Raw genomic sequence first — 17,161 nt, forward strand, 5'->3', positions numbered from 1 at the left:
CTCCCGTGCGCAATTGCGCACCAGGCCGGGACGACGACAGAATACGACGACGAGGAAACAGGAGGATCCAATGGATCTCGCATTCACGAAAGAAGAGCAGGCGTTTCGCGAGGAAGTGCGGTCGTTCTTCCGCGACAACGTGCCGCCGGATACCCGGCGCAAGCTGGTCGAGGGCCGCCACCTCTCGAAGGACGAGATGGTGACGTGGTGGCGCATCCTCAACAAGAAGGGCTGGGGCGTCAGCCACTGGCCCAAGCAGTTCGGCGGCACGGGCTGGACCTCGGTGCAGCACTACATCTTCAACGAGGAGCTGCAGTCCTATCCGGCGCCGCAGCCGCTCGCCTTCGGCGTCAGCATGGTCGGCCCGGTCATCTACACCTTCGGCAATGAAGAGCAGAAGAAGAAGTACCTGCCGCGCATCGCCAATGTCGACGATTGGTGGTGCCAGGGCTTCTCCGAGCCGGGCTCGGGCTCCGACCTCGCCTCGCTCAAGACCAAGGCCGAGCGCCGTGGCGACAAGTGGATCATCAACGGCCAGAAGACCTGGACCACGCTGGCCCAGCACGCCGACATGATCTTCTGCCTCTGCCGCACCGACAACAACGCCAAGAAGCAGATGGGCATCTCCTTCATCGTGTTCTCGATGAAGTCGAAGGGCGTCACCGTGCGCCCGATCCAGACCATCGACGGCGGGGTCGAGGTCAACGAGGTCTTCTTCGACGACGTGGAAGTCCCGATCGAGAACCTGATCGGCGAGGAGAACAAGGGCTGGGATTACGCGAAATTCCTGCTCGGCAATGAGCGCACCGGGATTGCCCGCGTCGGCGTCTCCAAGGAGCGCATCCGCCGCATCAAGGATCTCGCCTCCAAGGTCGAATCCGGCGGCAAGCCGATCATCCAGGACGCCGCGTTCCGCGAGAAGCTCGCGGCCTGCGAGATCGAGCTGAAGGCGCTCGAGCTGACCCAGCTTCGCGTCGTCGCCGACGAGGGCAAGCACGGCAAGGGCAAGCCCAACCCGGCGTCCTCGGTGCTGAAGATCAAGGGCTCCGAGATCCAGCAGACCACCACCGAGCTGCTGATGGAAGTGATCGGCCCGTTCGCCGCGCCCTACGACGTGCACGGCGACGACGGCTCGAACGAAGCCATGGACTGGACCGCCCAGATCGCGCCGAGCTACTTCAACAACCGCAAGGTCTCGATCTACGGCGGCTCCAACGAAATCCAGCGCAACATCATCGCCAAGGCGGTGCTGGGGCTCTGATTGCTATTCGTCACCACACACTCGCCGTCATGGCCGGGGCAAAAGCGCGAAGCGCGTCTTCGACAAATGGCCCGGCCATCCACGCCTAACGGCACGAAGAACGTGGATGTCCGGCACAAGGCCGGGCATGACGACCTCAATACCGGGAGAGTAGAGAAACATGGATTTTGACCTGAACGAGGAGCAGCGGCTTCTCAAGGAAAGCATCGACGGCCTGCTGACCGATTCCTACGATTTCGAGCAGCGCAAGAAATACATGAAGGAGAAGGGCGGCTGGAGCAAAGCCGTCTGGGGCAAGCTCGCCGAGCAGGGCCTGCTCGGTCTGCCCTTCAGCGAGGCCGATGGCGGCTTCGGCGGCGGCGGCGTCGAGACCATGATCGTGATGGAAGCGCTCGGCAAGGCGCTGGTGCTGGAGCCGTATCTGGCGACGGTCGTGATCGGCGGCGGCTTCCTGCGTCATGCCGGCAGCGATGCGCAGAAGGCCGCGCACGTGCCTGCCATCATCGACGGCAGCAAGACGCTCGCCTTCGCCCAGGTCGAGAAGAACTCGCGCTACGATCTCTTCGACGTCGCGACGACGGCGAAGAAGAAGGGCGACGGCTGGGTCATCGACGGCGAGAAGTTCGTCGTGCTCAACGGCGAGAACGCCGACACGCTGATCGTGACCGCGCGCACCAAGGGCGACCGCCGCGACAAGACCGGCGTCGGCGTGTTCCTGGTCCCCGCGAATGCCAAGGGCGTCACGAAGAAATCCTACCCGACCCAGGACGGCCTGCACGCCGCCGACATCACCCTCACCGGTGTCGAGGTCGGCGCCGATGCGGCGATCGGCAACCCCGAGGATTCGCTCGGGCTGATCGAGCGCGTGGTGGACGAAGCCCGCGTCGCGCTCTGTGCCGAGGCGGTCGGCCTGATGGACGAGTCGCTCAAGACCACGGTCGAGTACATCAAGACCCGAAAGCAGTTCGGCGTCGCGATCGGCTCGTTCCAGTCGCTCCAGCACCGCGCCTCCGACATGTTCGTCGCGGCCGAGCAGGCGCGCTCGATGTCGATGTTCGCCACCATGGCGAGCGATTTCGAGAACGCCAAGGAGCGCGCCAACGCCATCGCCGCGGCCAAGGTGCAGATCGGCAAGTCGCTGAAATTCGTCGGCCAGCAGTCGATCCAGCTCCACGGCGGCATCGGCATGACCATGGAGGCGAAGATCGGCCACTACTTCAAGCGCCTCACCATGATCGAGAACACCTTTGGTGACACCGATTACCACCAGCGCCGCGTCGCCGACGCCGGCGGGCTGATCTAGTCGCATCGACGACCGGACGTTCAAAATCGAAAGCCCCGGAGACATCTCCGGGGCTTTCGTCGTTTCTGGCCTCGTTCGGCGGCCTCAGGTCCGCGTGCGCATCCGCATCATGAAGCTGTCGTAGCTGAGCTCGGCGACCTGCATCCAGGCCAGCGACTCGTTCCGGAATGCCGACAGGCTGGTGTACATCTTGTTGAAGTGCGGGTTGGTCTTGTTGAGATCGGCGTAGATCTCGTTGGCGGCGGTGTAGCAGGCCTCGAGCACCTCCTGCGGGAACGGCCTGAGGATGGCGCCGGCCACCAGCAGGCGTTTCAGCGCCGGCGGGTTGACGTAATCGTATTTGCCGGTGACCCAGGTGAACGTGTCGCGCGAGGCGCTCTCGATCGCGGCCTGGTAGTGCTTGGGCAGCGCGTTCCACTTGTCGAGATTCATGATGTTGTGGCCTTGGCCGGTGCCTTCCCACCAGCCCGGATAGTAGTAGTACTTCGCCACCTTCACGAAGCCGAGCTTCTCGTCGTCATAGGGGCCGACCCATTCGGCCGCGTCGATGGTGCCCTTCTCCAGCGCCGGATAGATGTCGCCGCCCGCGATCTGCTGAGGCACGCCGCCGACCTTGGCGATGATCGTGCCGGCGAAGCCGCCGACGCGGAATTTCAGACCCTTGAAATCCTCCATCGACTTGATCTCCTTCCGGAACCAGCCGCCCATCTGGGCGCCGGTCGAGCCGGTCGGAATGCCGACCGAGTTGTATTCCTTCAGGAGGTCGTTGAGCATCTCCTGTCCGCCACCGAACAGCAGCCAGGAAATATGCGCGCGCGTGTTCAGCCCGAACGGCAGCGACGTGCCGAAGGTGAAGGCGGGATTCTTGCCCCAATAGTAATACAGCGCTGTGTTGCCCATCTCGACGGTGCCGTTCGAGACCGCATCCAGCACCTGCAGGCCCGGGACGATCTCGCCGGATGCGAACGGCTGGATCTGGAATTTGTTGTCGGTGACCTCGGCGACGCGCTTGCAGAAATATTCGCAGCCGCCATAGAGCGTATCGAGCGCTTTGGGCCAGCTCGCGGCGAGCCGCCATCGCACTTCAGGTGAGCCTTGCGCGATCGCAGGTGCCGCAACCGCTGTGCTCGCTGCCAGCCCAGCGCCAGTCACTTTCAGGAATTCACGACGTTTCATGCGTATCCCTCCATTGCGCCGATGTCCTCGACTCAGGGAACGATCTTGATGTCGTCTTGGCTTCGCCGATAACCGACGTGGTGTTGTGACGATTTTTGGGGTTTCCGAAGGCCCTTCAGGGCTCTTTGTGGAGTCCGCGCATCGCGGTTCGGGCGCGAGGATGACCGGTCGCCTTGCGATAATCAAGCGGCGTCGGTGTGCTCGCAGTTGCGAAGGCGAGTCGCAATGCGCTTGCCTTCTTTCCCCTCTCCCCTTGTGGGAGAGGGTGGATGCGCGTAGCGCAGCCGGGTGAGGGGTCTCCCTCCGCGAGCCCCACTCTCATTGGAATACGCGGACAGAACCCCTCATCCGGCGCCATAGCCGAAGCTTCGCTTCGGCGTTTCCTTAAGAACGGCGGCCGAAGGCCGCCTACGCCACCTTCTCCCACAAGCGGAGAAGGGAAGAGCCCAGCACGCAAAAGCCCCGGAGACGTCGCCATCCCCGGGGCTTCTCATTCTTTAGTCGAGTGCGCCGTTTCCGCGCCTCACGTCTTGGTCCGCATCCGCATCATGAAGCTGTCGAAGCTCAGCTCTGCGACCTGGAACCAGGGCAGCGCCTCGCCGCGATAGGCGGTCATGCTCGCATACATCTTGCCGAAATGCGGGTTGGTCTTGGAGAGATCGGCGTAGATCTCGTTGGCCGCGCCGTAGCAGGCCTCCAGTACCTCCTGCGGGAACGCCTTCAGGATCGCGCCCGACACCAGGAGCCGCTTCAGCGCCGGCGCGTTCAATGCGTCGTACTTGCCGGTGATCCAGGTGAACGTGTCGCGCGAAGCGGAATCGATCGCGGCCTGGTAGTGCTTGGGCAGCGCATTCCACTTGTCGAGGTTCATGATGTTGTGGCCCTGGCTCGTGCCTTCCCACCAGCCGGGGTAGTAGTAGTACTTCGCGACCTTGACGAAGCCGAGCTTTTCGTCGTCGTAGGGGCCGACCCATTCGGCCGCATCGATCGTGCCCTTTTCGAGCGCCGGATAGATGTCGCCGCCGGCGATCTGCTGCGGCACCGCGCCGAGCTTGGCCATGATCGTGCCGGCAAATCCGCCGATACGCATCTTGAGGCCTTTGACGTCGTCTATCGACTTGATCTCCTTCCGGAACCAGCCGCCCATCTGGGCGCCGGTGGAGCCGGTCGGGATGCCATAGACGTTGTGCTCCTTCAGGAGGTCGTTGACGAGCTCCTGTCCGCCGCCCCACAGCAGCCAGGAGATCTGCTGGCGCGTGTTGAGACCGAACGGCAGCGCGGTGGCGAAGGTGAAGGCGGGATTCTTGCCCCAGTAGTAATAGAGTGCGGTGTTACCCATCTCGACGGTGCCGTTCGAGACCGCATCCAGCACCTGCAGGCCCGGGACGATTTCGCCCGCCGCAAACGGCTGGATCTGGAATTTGTTGTCGGTAATCTCCGCGACTTTCTTGGTGAAATATTCGCAGCCGCCGTAGAGCGTGTCGAGCGACTTCGGCCAGCTCGTGGCGTAACGCCACCTGATCTCGGGCGAGCCTTGCGCGATAGCCGGCGCAGCAACAGCACTCGCGGCCAGGCCCAATCCGCCTGCCTTCAGAAATTTACGACGTTCCATGCACTTCCCTCCGATATGCCGATGCTTCGACGTCAGGGAACGATCTTTGGTGTCGTCTTGCCGTCGAGATCGACGTTGTTTTGTTTGAGACTTAAGAAGCGTTTCCGAATGGCCCTGATGGGCTCTTTTTGTTGGAATTCCGATCAATGCGGTTCCGTCAGCAAGGATGACCTGTCGCTTGCGGATAATCAAGCCTTCTGCTCCCTCGCAGGTGCGAATGCGGAGCCAGACGCAAGTCGCATTGACCTGCGATCTGCTACTGGATTGGGCAACAACAAAAGGGAGGCTCGCGCATGACGGGCAAGAAGGTGGTGGTCGCGGGAGCAACCGGTCTCGTCGGCAACGCCGCGTTGCGGCACTTCGGCACGTCGGAGCCTTCGGACGTCGTGGCGCTGTCACGGCGCAAGCCGCGCGACCTCTACGGCGCCCGTCACGTCCCGATCGATCTCACCAGCGAAGCCGATTGCCGTCGCGCTGCGGTTGAGCTCAAGGGCGCGACCCACCTGATTTACGCCGCGCTCTACGAGGCGCCGCAGCTCGTCGACGGCTGGCGCGACCCGCAGCAGATCACGACCAACGACATCATGCTGCGCAATTTGATGGGGGCGCTCGAGCCGGTGGCGCCCGACCTGAAGCATGTCGCCCTGCTGCAAGGCACCAAGGCCTACGGCGTCCATGTGCGTCCCCTGACCGTGCCGGCGCGCGAGGGCCGGTCCGAAATGTACGAGCAGCCCAACTTCTACTGGGCGCAGGAGAACTTCCTGCGCGAGCTGCAGAAGGGCAAGGCCTGGCACTGGAGCATTCTACGTCCCGTCCTGATCGTGGGACTCGCCATGGGCGGTGCCATGGACCTGATCCCGCCGCTCGGCGTCTATGCCGCGATGCTGCGCGAGCAGGGCAGGCCGCTGGATTTTCCCGGCGGCGCCGCGCGTGTCGCGCAGGCCGTCGACGTCGATCTGCTGGCACGTGCGATCGCCTGGTCGGGCGAGGCGAAGGCCGCGCAGAACGAGGCGTTCAACGTCACCAATGGCGACGTCTTCACCTGGGAGAACATCTGGCCGGCGGTCGCGGACGCGCTGGCGATGAAGCCCGGCAAGCCGGTTCCGCTCTCGCTGGCAAAGGAATTCCCGAACTGGGTCGCGCCCTGGGACGCGCTCAGGCGCAAGCATAACCTTGCGTCGCCCGGCCTTGCCGATTTCGTCGGCCTGTCATTCCAGTACGCCGACTACAGCATGCGCTACGGCCAGACCGAGTCCGGCCCGCCCTCGATCGTCTCGACCGTGAAGATCAACCGCGCGGGCTTCACCGAGATGATGGACACCGAGGACATGTTCCGGAAATGGTTCCGGCAGGCGAAGGAGGAGCGGCTGCTGCCGTAGAGAGGGACGCGGCGGTGCCCCGAAGCAGACTTATGCTGGCTGATTGCTCGATGGCAGCTTGTGACCCATAGCGGACTCAGTCGCTCGCTAAGCTCAATCTGTGACCGCTTGGAGTAGCACTTCGATGTGGCGGAATTGCATTGTCCCATTAAGGTTGAGGAAATCGATTTGCGCTATCGAATTGTCTCCGACCTGAAAGATTGTAACCGCCGGCGGGGAAGATAGTCTGATGTACTTCACTGCCTTTCTGATCGTAGCAGTCTTGAGCGCCGTGGTATCGTTTCGTCGATCCAGGACTTTGTCACGGCATTCTCACGGGGCTACCTCGGCCCAGCGGCTTAAAGTGCGGCAGCAGGCGCTTTGGCCAGCGATGTGCGCGGCATTCTTTGCGCTCGCGCTGATCGCATTTGATCATGTTCAAGACAAGCAGGAATTTAGCCCGTCTGTGACACTCAACCTCGCGGCGTTTACCGCCGCTTTCTTCGGTGGCTGGTTTGTTGGCGTCATTGGCGGGATGGATTGGGATTGAAGCGCGCGATAAGCGCAAAGAGAGGAAGTGCGTCGGATTATCGCCGCTGACAAGCTACCATACTTTGGGCATCGCCCTGTCGATGTCCGGTTTTGGCCCAAAGCCGACCTTGACGGCGATACTCGCCGAGGTCCGCTTCTGTCCCGAAGGCGAAGTCGCCGCTATGTCCGTTAATCGGGGCTGAGCCGAACCGTTACCCTCGCGGCGATTCTTTCGGTTGATGATTCAGCCCATCGCCTAGGTTGCTGTACCCAATATGCGCGCTGAGCGCGGCGACCGATCATACATCCGGCGGCAGTGGATGGCATTGTTGCCTGATCAGTCGTTCACGCTGATATCCGTGAAAAGGAACCCAGCCGGCGTCTTGGTAAAGACGAAGATGAGCTCGCCGCAGAAGACGAAGTAAGAGTCATTCTTGTCTGGATCGCGATCGTAGATGGCCTTGCCGCGCTGGAGACACGCGCGATTTTTCGCCGTGAACGAGCTCGCATAGGTCTTGGCGCGAAATTGCGCGGCGTCGCGAATTGCGCTGTCGTTCATGAACGGCAATCGTGTCATACCGGCGACGGCGGCGGAATCGTTTGCTTTCAGCGCCGCGCGAAACTTCTCGATGAAGCCATCGAATTCCTTCTGCAAGGCAGGAGAAGCGACGGCGTCCTTCGGCGCCGCGGCGACGGCTGGAGCAAGGTTCACGAGGGCGATTGCAAGCATGATTCTCAGCAAAAGTTTCACAGGTCGGCTCCGTCCATCCACCAATCAAAGGTCTTCCGAATCCATGGTGTTCTGTCGTGTCAGGGACGTTCTGGTTCACCGGCGCAGCGTTGACCCCGCCCAGGCGTGGACCGACGGCATTCGCCGGAGCATGCGCTGGCATGCTTCGCCGCGCCTGTTTAAGGCGTAATTGGCCCTTTACCGACCTCGCGAGCGCTACCCGCCGAGGGCCGCTTATAACCCATTGCAGACACGGAGGTGTGATCCTTGCCTTCAGTAGAAGTTGCGCGGCCGTGGTAGCTTCAACTGAAAGCGGGAGGTCGGCATGGAAGATCTCGTTTTGGCTATTTTGACGCTGGCTCTTTCGGTGTGCTTTTTCGAGCATCTTACGCAATCAGGAATGGATGCGTTGTTTATCATCGTGTCATTGGCTTCAATGCCGGCCGCCGGATATCTCGCGTACGAGCGAGGACGCAGTCAGCGTCGCTGGGTCTATCTTGCGGCTTTTATCGGGCCATTTGCTCTTCCGGCGCTCTACTTTACGGCCGCCGTTGCCAACCTGAGAGGAAAGGACAGCGTCACTCGGCCTCAAGCGTAGTGTTCCCTATTGGCCCTCAGCTGGCTTGGGGCGACGCTTGTCGCACGATCTCGCCATGGGCGACGCCGTGCGTCAGCGTGAGGCGATGAGACCAAGTGCCCTTTCAAGGGACGGCTGACCCCAGACTTTGAAGAATGTCCCCGGCGCGCTTCATTGAAAAATCATGTGCCGCCCGATCGAAGGATGGGCTTCCCCGCATCATGTAACCGTGCTGCACCCCGGGGAAGACGTGCACGTCGAGGTTTTCCATGCGCGCCGCCAAATCGCGGTACGCGTCCAGCACGCCGGCCGGCGCGTGATTGTCCTGGTCCCCCCACATGAGACAGAGCTGCTCACGGACACCGTCAAGCTCGTGAAGATAATCCGGCATCTGGGATCCATGGCAGCAGATGCCAGCGGCAAAACCGAGCCGCTTCGGGCCGAGGATTGCATACGGCCCGCCGTAGCAAAACCCCATAACCACCGCCCTGCCGTTGAAGTGCGGGAGCGTGCGGAGGTGTCTCAACGTGTCGGTCATGTCGTCTTCGCCGGTTCTGATGCGTTCGAGGCGCGGTTGGGCGCGTCGGGCCGCGCGTGGGTCATTCCGCGGAAGCGGTCCGGCAATCGAACGCCAGAACAGATCCGGCACCGCGACAATAGAGCCGCAGGCCGCAAGTGCGTCGGTGATGGCGAGCATGTCGGTATCGACGCCATGAATGGCGGAAGCCAGCACAATGGCCGCAACCGGCTTTTCTGGTTCGGGGGTGACAAGGTAGCAATCGAACGCGCCCCCGCCTGTCGCGCAAATCCTGTCAAACGTCCCCAACATCTCGAATCCAGCGCTTGAGGGAGTGTGGCCAACGTCTGATGGTTGGGCATGCGCGGCATGGAAGCTGAGGCCCCAAGGCCCTCGCAGCACTACTCCAGCCGAATTTTCGCGAGCCGTATCACCTTGGCCCACTTCTCGGTTTCATCGGCCATGACCTTGCCGAAATCGGCCGGAGAGCCGCCAAATCCGGTCGCGTCGAGGCCATGGAGGCGCATCTTGAACGCGGGATCGGCCAGTACGGCGTTGAACTCTTGATTGAGTGTGCCGATGATCTCGATCGGCGTGTCTTTCGGTGCACCGATGCCAAACACTGAACTCGCCTCGTATCCGGGAACGAATTCGCAAATGGCCGGCACGTCTGGCAGCGCTTCGGATCGGGCCGGCGCCGTTATCCCGAGCGCGCGCAGCTTGCCGCTCCCGATGTACCCGATCGAGGGCGCGAGGTTGGCAAAGACGACCTGCACCTGCCCGCCGAGTAGATCAGTAATGGCCGGCCCCACGCCCCGATAGGGCACATGCTGGAGATCGAGCCCGCCGGCTTCCTGCTTGAACAATTCACCGGCGATATGGGTGATCCCGCCCACGCCGCCCGAACCATAGGAGATTTTCCCCGGATTGGCGCTGGCATGGGCGATGAACTCTGGAATCGTGCGGGCGGGGACCGAGGGGTGGACCAGCATCACCAGGGTGCCGCGGGCCAGACTCGCGACCGGCGCAATATCCCGCAGGAAGTTGAAGTCGAGCTTCTCGTAAAGCGTCGCATTGATCGCGTTGGGAGAACCAACCAGCAGAAGGGTGTAGCCGTCCGGAGGCGCACGCACGACCACATCGGTCGCGATATTGCTTCCTGCTCCGGGCCGGTTCTCGACCATGAATTGCTGGCCGAACCGCTCCGAGCACCATTGCCCGACAAGGCGCGCAAGGATGTCGTTCGGGCCGCCGGCGGCGAAGCCGACCATGATCCGGACCGGCCGCGAAGGGTAAGTCGCCGCACGAGCCAGGCGCGAGAGCAGGGGTGGCGCGGCTGCTCCGATCGCAAGGTGCAGAAACTGGCGTCGGGAGGGAGTCATAGGCTCTGCTCCGTCGAGCCTGCACGCGTGCCGGCTCTCTTCAACGCCAAGGATAGTTGATGCTGCCATCAGCGCATAAGGCTATTATCTGATGGTAACATCTCAGAATGGAAATGGGTGCCTTCATGCAGATGAGTGATCGCATCGGCAAACGAATGAAGCTTCAGGACCTGCATGTGCTCATGGCGGTGGTGCAGGCCGGCAGCATGGGCAAGGCGGCGCTCCTGCTCAATACCACCCAGCCCAACATTTCCAGATCGATCGCGGAGCTCGAGCGTGCCTTCGGTGTCCGCCTGTTGGATCGCCACCGGCGCGGAATTGAGCCGACCGAGTGCGGCCGCGCCTTGCTCGAGTGCGGCACTGCGGTTTTCGACGAGCTGCGGCAGGGCGTGAAGAGCATTGAATTTCTGGCCGACCCCGCCGCTGGAGAAGTCCGGATCGGAAGCACGGCTTTTCTGGCGGCGAGCTTTGTTTCCGCTCTCATCGATCGGCTCTCCCGGCGTCATCCGCGGATCAGATTTCAGCTTGTGACGGGCTACCTGGAGACACTGCACCGCGACCTCAGCGAGCGCAAAGTCGATCTATTGATCGTGCGCAATGGTGGCGGCATGCCGGCTGACGAGCGGCTGCATTTCGAATTTCTCTTTGAAGATAGCTATGTGGTCGCGGCGGGCGCGAACAATCCATGGACCCGAAGACGCAACATCCACCTTTCCGATCTGGCGGAGGAGCGTTGGATACTTCCACCACGGGAGAGCGTGATTGGATCAATCATCACGCAGGCCTTTCGCACCAGCGGATTTGACTATCCAAGCGCGACGGTGGTGACTGATTCCCCCCATATGCGGGTCAGCCTGCTGGAGACGGGCAGGTTCATCACGGTTTTTCCGGCTTCCGCACTGAAATTCCTCGCCAAGGGGGCGGCGCTCAAGGTCTTGCCGGTCGAGCTGCCGGCGGCGCACCGACCAAACGGGATGGTCACCGTCAAGGACCGCGCCATCAGCCCGGTGGTGCAACTCGTCATCGACAGCGCCCGTGAGCTCGCAAAGCCAATGGCGAAACGAAAGTGACAAATTGGGACGCCGGCGGCTACGCCTCAGGCGAGATTGTTGGGATTCCAGGGTTGGGTCATCCACCTTGATTGTGGATACATCTACCCTTCCTTCGCGAACGCCGCCTCCATCGCCTTCCTTGTTTTGATCGTCTCGTTGTTGGCGTCGAACTCGACGTCGCTCCAGCGCACGATCTCGCCATGGGCGACGTCGTGCTTCAGCTTGAGATGGTGGGCGAGGCCAATCGGCAGGGCGCTCGCCTTCAGGCTCGCGGCCGCCGGCACCAGCTTGCCCCACACGGTGTAGCCGCCTTCGCCGTCCAGCATCTCGCCGGCGCGAAGGTTGCGCTTGGCCACGGCGGCGACGTCGCCGCGGAAGCCGTAGGGCTGGCCGGTCGGCTCGCCGCGCAGCGCGGCCGACAGGATCGAGATGTTCAGCTCCAGCCCGATCAAATGATAGGGCTTGTACATCGCGGCGAAGCGTCCGCTGGCATCGGTCTTCAGGCCGTATTGCCTGAAGCAGTCGGCGGCGTAATCGTTCGGTGCCTCCAGCACGACATAGACGCCCCAGCGCAGATCGCGAAACACCGGCCGTCCGTCGCGCTCGAGCGAGGAGACCACCTCCACCACGCCGGACCGCTCCAGCACGCCGCCGCGCGAACGCGGGCGCATGATGTGCGGCAGATCGTCGACGCCGCAGGGCGGGAACAGCAGACCTTCCGCGGGCACGTCGAGGCCGCAGGCGTTGGCGATCGCGGCCATCTCGATCGCCGATTTGGTGCCGTCGAGGAAGGAGTTGAACATCTGCGGGTTCATGCCGGCCGACTGCGCTTCGCCCGCGGTCAGCCCGTAATGCTGCCAGACGCCGTCGGGCGTCACGTCGTGATAGGCCGGCAGGTATTTCGTGCCCTTGCCCGCGGCGACCACGCGAAAACCGGTGGCGCGGGCCCAGTCGACCATTTCCGCGGTCAATGCCGGCTGGTCGCCATAGGCGAGCGAATAGACCACGCCGGCTTTGCGTGCCTCCTCGGCGAGCAGCGGGCCCGCCAGCACGTCGGCCTCGACATTGACCATCACGACATGCTTGCCCGCCGCGATCGCGGCGCGCGCATGGCGGATGCCGACGGCGGGATTGCCGGTCGCCTCCACCACCACGTCCATGGCGCCGCCGGCGATGGCGCGCGCCCCGTCGTCGGTGAACACGGTTTTGGCGATCTGCTCGGCGCTCCAGCCGACGGTCCGGCAGGCCTCGCGCGCGCGCTCGCGGTCGATATCGACGATGATGGGCACCTGCAGTCCCTGCGTGTGCGGCACCTGTGCGAGAAACATCGAGCCGAATTTGCCCGCGCCGATCAGCACGACGCGGACAGGCTTGCCGGCGGACGCGCGGGCCTGGAGGAGGCGGAAGAGATTCATGGGGGACTGTCCTAGCAATGATCGTGTCCCGGACGCGATGCAGCGTGCAACGCTGCTTCGCAGAGCCGGGACCCAGAAGGAAAATTATCCGTATCGTATGGGCCCCGGCTCTGCAGCGCATCGTCGAAGAGACGCTGCGCTGCGTCCGGGGCACGAGACCAGTTTACTCCGCGGCCTGCCGCGGTGCCCGTGCCAGCCTCACCAGCGCATCGTCGTCCACCGTCTTGATCGGCGCGAAATCGCGATGCGCGATGTAGTCCGGCCGTGTCGGGGTGCGGATGTAGTTCGAGACCGCGTTCAGCGTCAGGTACACGATCTTGCGCGGGAAGGGCGTGATGTTGCCGGCCGAGCCATGCACGAGATTGCCGTGGAACATCAGCATGCCGCCGGGCTTGCCGGTGGGCGCGACGATGCCGCCCTGCTTGACGAGGCGCGTCACCGTGTCCTCGTCCAGCGTCCATAGCGGATAGGAGGTGGTGGCGAGGTCGTGCGAGGCTTCGAGATCGCCGGCATTCTGGCTGCGCGGCACCAGCATCAGGGGACCGTTGATCGGCATCACCTCGTCGAGGAAGATCGCGATGTTCATCGCCCGCGGCTCCGGCATGCCGTCGTCGCGCTTCCAGGTGCCGTAATCCTGGTGCCACTGCCAGACGTCGCCGGTGAAGGCCGATTTCGCGTTGATCTTGAACTGGTGCATGTAGACCGGCTCGCCGAACAATTGCTCGACCGGGTCGATCATGCGCGGATGCGCGCCGAGAATGCCGAACGCCTCGTTGTAGAGATGCGCGGCAAAGGCCGTGCGCGGCGCGCCGCTCTTCTCGCGCCACACCTCGGGCCGGTTGGCGTCGTAGATGCCGACCGCCTCGCGCGCGAGCAAATCGACCTCCTCCTGGCTGAACAGCTCGGGCAGGAACAGCCAACCCTCGCGGTGGAAGAACTCCAATTGCTCCTGAGACAGTTTCATGGGTCGTCCTCCTGTTTTGTTTATTTGTTCTCTCTCTCGTCATGCCCGGGCTTGTCCCGGGCATCCACGTTCTTCGAGCGTGAGGCAAAGACGTGGATAGCCGGGCATAGGCCAGCGGAAGCGACGCCGTTCTTCGAACGTCTATGCCCCGCCATGACGCCGTTTGCGGTTAAGCCGCCGCCTCGTCGCTCGCCCTCAATCTCTCCTCGGTCATCCGTCCAGCGGTCTGCGCATGCGCCAGCGCCGCGCGCTCGGCTGCCTTCGCATCGCCCGCGAAAATGTGTCCGGCAATGTCGGCATGCTCGGCCCAGGCGCTGTCGCGATAGTCGAGCTCCGACAGCACGGTCGCCATCGAGCGGCGCATATGCGGCCATTGCGGCGAGATCGTTTCCTCGATCACGGGATTGCCGGCGAGATGGTAGATCGCGCGGTGGAATTCGACGTCGAGCGCGATGAGCTCGGCAAGCGACGTCTTGCGGTCGATGCCGCGTCCGGCGGCGAGCGCCGCCTCCAGCCGTGCACGTCCCGCCGCGTCCTTGCCGGCGCGCATGGCTGCAAGCTGTGCCGCGAGCGCGTCGATCGCGCCGCGCACCTCGTAGAGCTGGCGGATGCGCGAGGGATCGAGCTGGGTCACCTCGAAGCCGCGCTTGCCGCTCTCGGCGACGAGGCCCTGCCGGTGCAGCAGATGCAGGGCATGCGAGACCGGCTGGCGTGAGACGCCGAGCTTGTCAGCCAGCTCGTTCTGCCGGATGCGCTGGCCGGGCTGCAGCGTGCGATCGGAGATCGCCTCCAGGATGCGCGCGTAGACCTGGTCGATCAGGTTCGGAAGCGGGTCGAGGGGTATCACGTCGGCAGCTCCGAAGAGGGAATACGGAATTCCGTATTCGAAGCTACTGCGGTAGGGGCAGGGCGTCAAGCACGGCCCGAGGCCGCGTCAGCCGTCCCGGTTCCGCAAAACTAAGTCATTGATATCGCTAGAGCCGGTCTACTGTGCATGGGGTTGTTTTCGAGCAAAGGTCGCGGCTGGCCCCGGCGCCTACTTCTTCTTGCCCTGCTCGATCAGCATCCGGCTCATCAGATAAAGCCGGGGCACGATCGAGTTGGTGTCGATGAACTCGTCGCGGGCGTGGTAGCCGAAGCCGGCGAGGCCGAAGCTCTCGACCACGATCGCCTTGCCGCTGCGATTGGCATAGCCGGCGTCCGTGGCGCCGCCGGTCATCTCGACGATGTCGAGCTTGCGGTCGATCTCGGCATAGATCGCCTGTCCCTCCTGCGCCAGCGCGCGGCCGCGATCGCTGGCGACGAAGGGCGGTCGCCCCGCCACGATATTCACGGTCGTCTCGGTGTCGGGCACGAGCCTGGTCTTCAGCTTCGCGTCGATGGCCGCCTGCAGCTTGGCGATGCCATCAGGGATGGTGAGACGAATGTCGGCGCCGGCCTCGGCGTCCTCCGGAATCTGATTGCGTACCGTGCCGGCCTTCGCCGTCGTCCAATTGAGCTGGGTGCCCGGGATCGACTTGGCGACGTCCTGCGTCTGGAGCAGTTGATGCGAGAGCTCGATCAGTGCGTTGCGGCCGCGATCGGGGGCCGCGCCGGCATGCGACGCGCGGCCCTTCACCTTCATGATGCCCGTCGCGGTACCGCTGGCCCCCAAGAGCAGCGAGTCGTTCTTGGCCGGAGGCGAGGCCGCCGTCGGCTCGCAGGAGAGCACGACGTCGTGCTGGTCGGCGAGCTCGGCGATGATCTCGCCCGAGCCGATCGAGCCGACCTCCTCGTCGGGATTGAACGAGACGGTGAGCGTGGCGTAGTCCTTCCAGCCGGCGTCCTTGAGGATCTTGAGCGCGTGCAGCACCACGGCGATGCCGCCCTTGTCGTCGGCGATGCCGGGTCCGAAAATCTTGGTGCCATCGACATGGTACGGCTCGCTGGCGAGGATGCCGCGCTGATAGACCGTGTCCATATGCGCGATCAGCATCAGCTTGCGCGTGCCTGAGCCCTTGAACGTCGCGATCACCATGTCGGCGCCGACGCCGGCCGTGGTCTTGCGCCGCTCTGTGGCCGCGCCGAGCGCCTTCAGCCGTCCTTCCGTGAAGTCGGCCATCTTCTTCAGGCCCTCGACGTCGCTGCTGCCGCTCTCGATCATCACCATGTCGCGCAAGGTCTCGATCAGCGGCGCCTTCTCCTGCTCGGCCGCGGCCTTCAGCTTCTCGTCGGCGGCCGCGAGCGCATGGTTGCTGCCGGCAACGAGAGCGAGCACGGCGAGCAGGGGAATGAAGCGGGTTTTCATCGAAATGTCCTTTCGCGTCTTGAGGAGCGTCACCGCGCGATTGTGCGGAAAGCCTAGCACCGGGAAAGGCGCGATGCCACGCCGGCCTAGCGCTCCAGCACCTCCACCTCCATCGCGGCGATTGTGTCCGCGTCGGCCACCGCCTCGATTGCAGCGATCCGGTCGGCGTTGAAGGCGACGCGCAGCGCGATGCGCAACCGTCCGCCGAGGATGACGGCAACGCCCATTTCGCCATCCACCATTGCCGTGCGCGCGGCCTGGGCGCGGCCCTTGTAGAGCTGCGCGACCGCATCGGCGCCGCGGATCTCCGGCAGCGTGCCGAGCCGCACCGCGGCGTCGTCGGCGCGGAATACGACATCGGGATCCAGCATCGCGAGCAGGCCCTCGAAATCGCCCTCGCGCGAAGCCTTGAGGAAGGCATCGACGATCTTGCGCTGGTGCGACAGGTTTGCGTCGGGCACCGGCGCGCCCTGCACGCGCCGGCGCGCACGGCTGGCCAGCTGGCGCGATGCATCGACCGAGCGTCCCACGATCGGCGCGATCTCCTCGAACGGCACAGCGAACATGTCGTGCAGCACGAAGGCGAGCCGCTCGACCGGCTGCAGGGTCTCCAGCACGACCAGCAGCGCCGCGCCGACGGAATCGGCCATCTCAGCCTCGCGCTCGCGCGTCTCGTCGACCGGTTCCGGCACATGCGGGCCCATCGGGTCCTCGCGGCGCGACTTCCGGGCGCGCAGCATGTCGAGGCAGATGCGCGCGACCACGGTGGTCAGCCAGCCGCGCAAATTCGCGACATCGGACATGTCGTAGCGGCTGACCCGCAGCCAGGCCTCCTGCACGGCATCGTCCACCTCGGCGCCCGACCCCAGCATCCGGTAAGCGACCGCACGCAGATGGTCTCTGCTGGCCTCGAACTGGCGGCTGAGAAAATTCTCGTCAAGATTTTCTTCGGTCATCGGTCACATTCCCTCATCGCGATCCGTCATGCCCATGACG

Annotated in this window: 16 protein-coding genes; 6 read left to right on the top strand and 10 right to left on the bottom strand. The window is 63.7% G+C overall.

What is annotated here, in order from left to right; genetic code table 11:
• The first annotated feature begins 70 nt into the window (after positions 1-70).
• Together pimC and pimD are read left to right on the top strand one after the other, a co-directional pair.
• Positions 71-1,261, top strand: a complete 1,191-nt coding sequence (gene pimC / locus A7X65_RS17465) for a pimeloyl-CoA dehydrogenase large subunit (RefSeq protein ID WP_063686839.1) — start codon at positions 71-73, stop codon at positions 1,259-1,261.
• 160 nt (positions 1,262-1,421) lie between these two features.
• Entirely contained in the window at positions 1,422-2,564 is a 1,143-nt protein-coding gene (gene pimD, locus A7X65_RS17470; RefSeq protein ID WP_063686841.1) for a pimeloyl-CoA dehydrogenase small subunit, read from the top strand.
• Positions 2,565-2,648: 84 nt separating this feature from the next.
• On the opposite strand, the gene A7X65_RS17475 is transcribed toward pimD, so the two are convergent.
• Together A7X65_RS17475 and A7X65_RS17480 are read right to left on the bottom strand one after the other, a co-directional pair.
• The gene (locus tag A7X65_RS17475) at positions 2,649-3,740 is read right to left on the bottom strand and encodes a TRAP transporter substrate-binding protein (RefSeq protein ID WP_063686843.1); all 1,092 of its coding nucleotides are present in this window, start codon (positions 3,738-3,740) and stop codon (positions 2,649-2,651) included.
• A 523-nt stretch (positions 3,741-4,263) separates the two neighbouring features.
• Complete coding sequence (locus tag A7X65_RS17480; protein ID WP_063686845.1) at positions 4,264-5,352, bottom strand: TRAP transporter substrate-binding protein; 1,089 nt, start codon at positions 5,350-5,352, stop codon at positions 4,264-4,266.
• 293 nt (positions 5,353-5,645) lie between these two features.
• Between A7X65_RS17480 and A7X65_RS17485 the strand changes: the two genes are divergently transcribed.
• Both A7X65_RS17485 and A7X65_RS17490 read left to right on the top strand, forming a co-directional pair.
• On the top strand, positions 5,646-6,731 hold the full coding sequence (locus A7X65_RS17485; RefSeq protein WP_063686847.1) for an SDR family oxidoreductase: 1,086 nt from the start codon (positions 5,646-5,648) through the stop codon (positions 6,729-6,731).
• 229 nt (positions 6,732-6,960) lie between these two features.
• Positions 6,961-7,260 (top strand): hypothetical protein, encoded by a 300-nt coding sequence (locus tag A7X65_RS17490; protein ID WP_063686849.1) that lies wholly within the window; start codon positions 6,961-6,963, stop codon positions 7,258-7,260.
• Positions 7,261-7,578: 318 nt separating this feature from the next.
• On the opposite strand, the gene A7X65_RS17495 is transcribed toward A7X65_RS17490, so the two are convergent.
• The gene (locus A7X65_RS17495; protein ID WP_245323582.1) at positions 7,579-7,992 is read right to left on the bottom strand and encodes a hypothetical protein; all 414 of its coding nucleotides are present in this window, start codon (positions 7,990-7,992) and stop codon (positions 7,579-7,581) included.
• A 304-nt stretch (positions 7,993-8,296) separates the two neighbouring features.
• Here A7X65_RS17495 and A7X65_RS41780 point away from each other — a divergent pair, with 304 nt between their 5' ends.
• Positions 8,297-8,569, top strand: a complete 273-nt coding sequence (locus tag A7X65_RS41780; RefSeq protein WP_145656545.1) for a hypothetical protein — start codon at positions 8,297-8,299, stop codon at positions 8,567-8,569.
• Positions 8,570-8,672: 103 nt separating this feature from the next.
• Here the strand turns inward: A7X65_RS41780 and A7X65_RS17500 are convergent, their stop codons facing one another.
• Both A7X65_RS17500 and A7X65_RS17505 read right to left on the bottom strand, forming a co-directional pair.
• Positions 8,673-9,377 (bottom strand): dienelactone hydrolase family protein, encoded by a 705-nt coding sequence (locus tag A7X65_RS17500; RefSeq protein WP_063686851.1) that lies wholly within the window; start codon positions 9,375-9,377, stop codon positions 8,673-8,675.
• 89 nt (positions 9,378-9,466) lie between these two features.
• Positions 9,467-10,447, bottom strand: a complete 981-nt coding sequence (locus A7X65_RS17505) for a Bug family tripartite tricarboxylate transporter substrate binding protein (RefSeq protein WP_063686853.1) — start codon at positions 10,445-10,447, stop codon at positions 9,467-9,469.
• A 107-nt stretch (positions 10,448-10,554) separates the two neighbouring features.
• Between A7X65_RS17505 and A7X65_RS17510 the strand changes: the two genes are divergently transcribed.
• Positions 10,555-11,517 carry a LysR family transcriptional regulator gene (locus A7X65_RS17510; RefSeq protein ID WP_082884969.1) on the top strand — a complete coding sequence of 321 codons (963 nt, stop codon included), beginning with the start codon at positions 10,555-10,557 and terminating at the stop codon, positions 11,515-11,517.
• Positions 11,518-11,600: 83 nt separating this feature from the next.
• Here A7X65_RS17510 and A7X65_RS17515 read toward each other — a convergent pair whose 3' ends face one another.
• The 5 genes from A7X65_RS17515 to A7X65_RS17535 all read right to left on the bottom strand — a co-directional run bounded on the left by A7X65_RS17515 (position 11,601) and on the right by A7X65_RS17535 (position 17,121).
• Positions 11,601-12,914 (bottom strand): NAD(P)H-dependent oxidoreductase, encoded by a 1,314-nt coding sequence (locus A7X65_RS17515; RefSeq protein ID WP_063686855.1) that lies wholly within the window; start codon positions 12,912-12,914, stop codon positions 11,601-11,603.
• A 163-nt stretch (positions 12,915-13,077) separates the two neighbouring features.
• Positions 13,078-13,878 carry a phytanoyl-CoA dioxygenase family protein gene (locus A7X65_RS17520; protein ID WP_063686857.1) on the bottom strand — a complete coding sequence of 267 codons (801 nt, stop codon included), beginning with the start codon at positions 13,876-13,878 and terminating at the stop codon, positions 13,078-13,080.
• Positions 13,879-14,047: 169 nt separating this feature from the next.
• On the bottom strand, positions 14,048-14,725 hold the full coding sequence (locus A7X65_RS17525; protein WP_063686859.1) for a GntR family transcriptional regulator: 678 nt from the start codon (positions 14,723-14,725) through the stop codon (positions 14,048-14,050).
• A 189-nt stretch (positions 14,726-14,914) separates the two neighbouring features.
• Positions 14,915-16,165, bottom strand: a complete 1,251-nt coding sequence (locus A7X65_RS17530) for a M20/M25/M40 family metallo-hydrolase (protein ID WP_156527850.1) — start codon at positions 16,163-16,165, stop codon at positions 14,915-14,917.
• Between the two features lie 86 nt (positions 16,166-16,251).
• The gene (locus A7X65_RS17535) at positions 16,252-17,121 is read right to left on the bottom strand and encodes a sigma-70 family RNA polymerase sigma factor (RefSeq protein ID WP_063686861.1); all 870 of its coding nucleotides are present in this window, start codon (positions 17,119-17,121) and stop codon (positions 16,252-16,254) included.
• Between the last annotated feature and the right edge of the window lie 40 nt (positions 17,122-17,161).

This window comes from Bradyrhizobium stylosanthis, assembly GCF_001641335.1.
Lineage (GTDB): Bacteria > Pseudomonadota > Alphaproteobacteria > Rhizobiales > Xanthobacteraceae > Bradyrhizobium > Bradyrhizobium stylosanthis.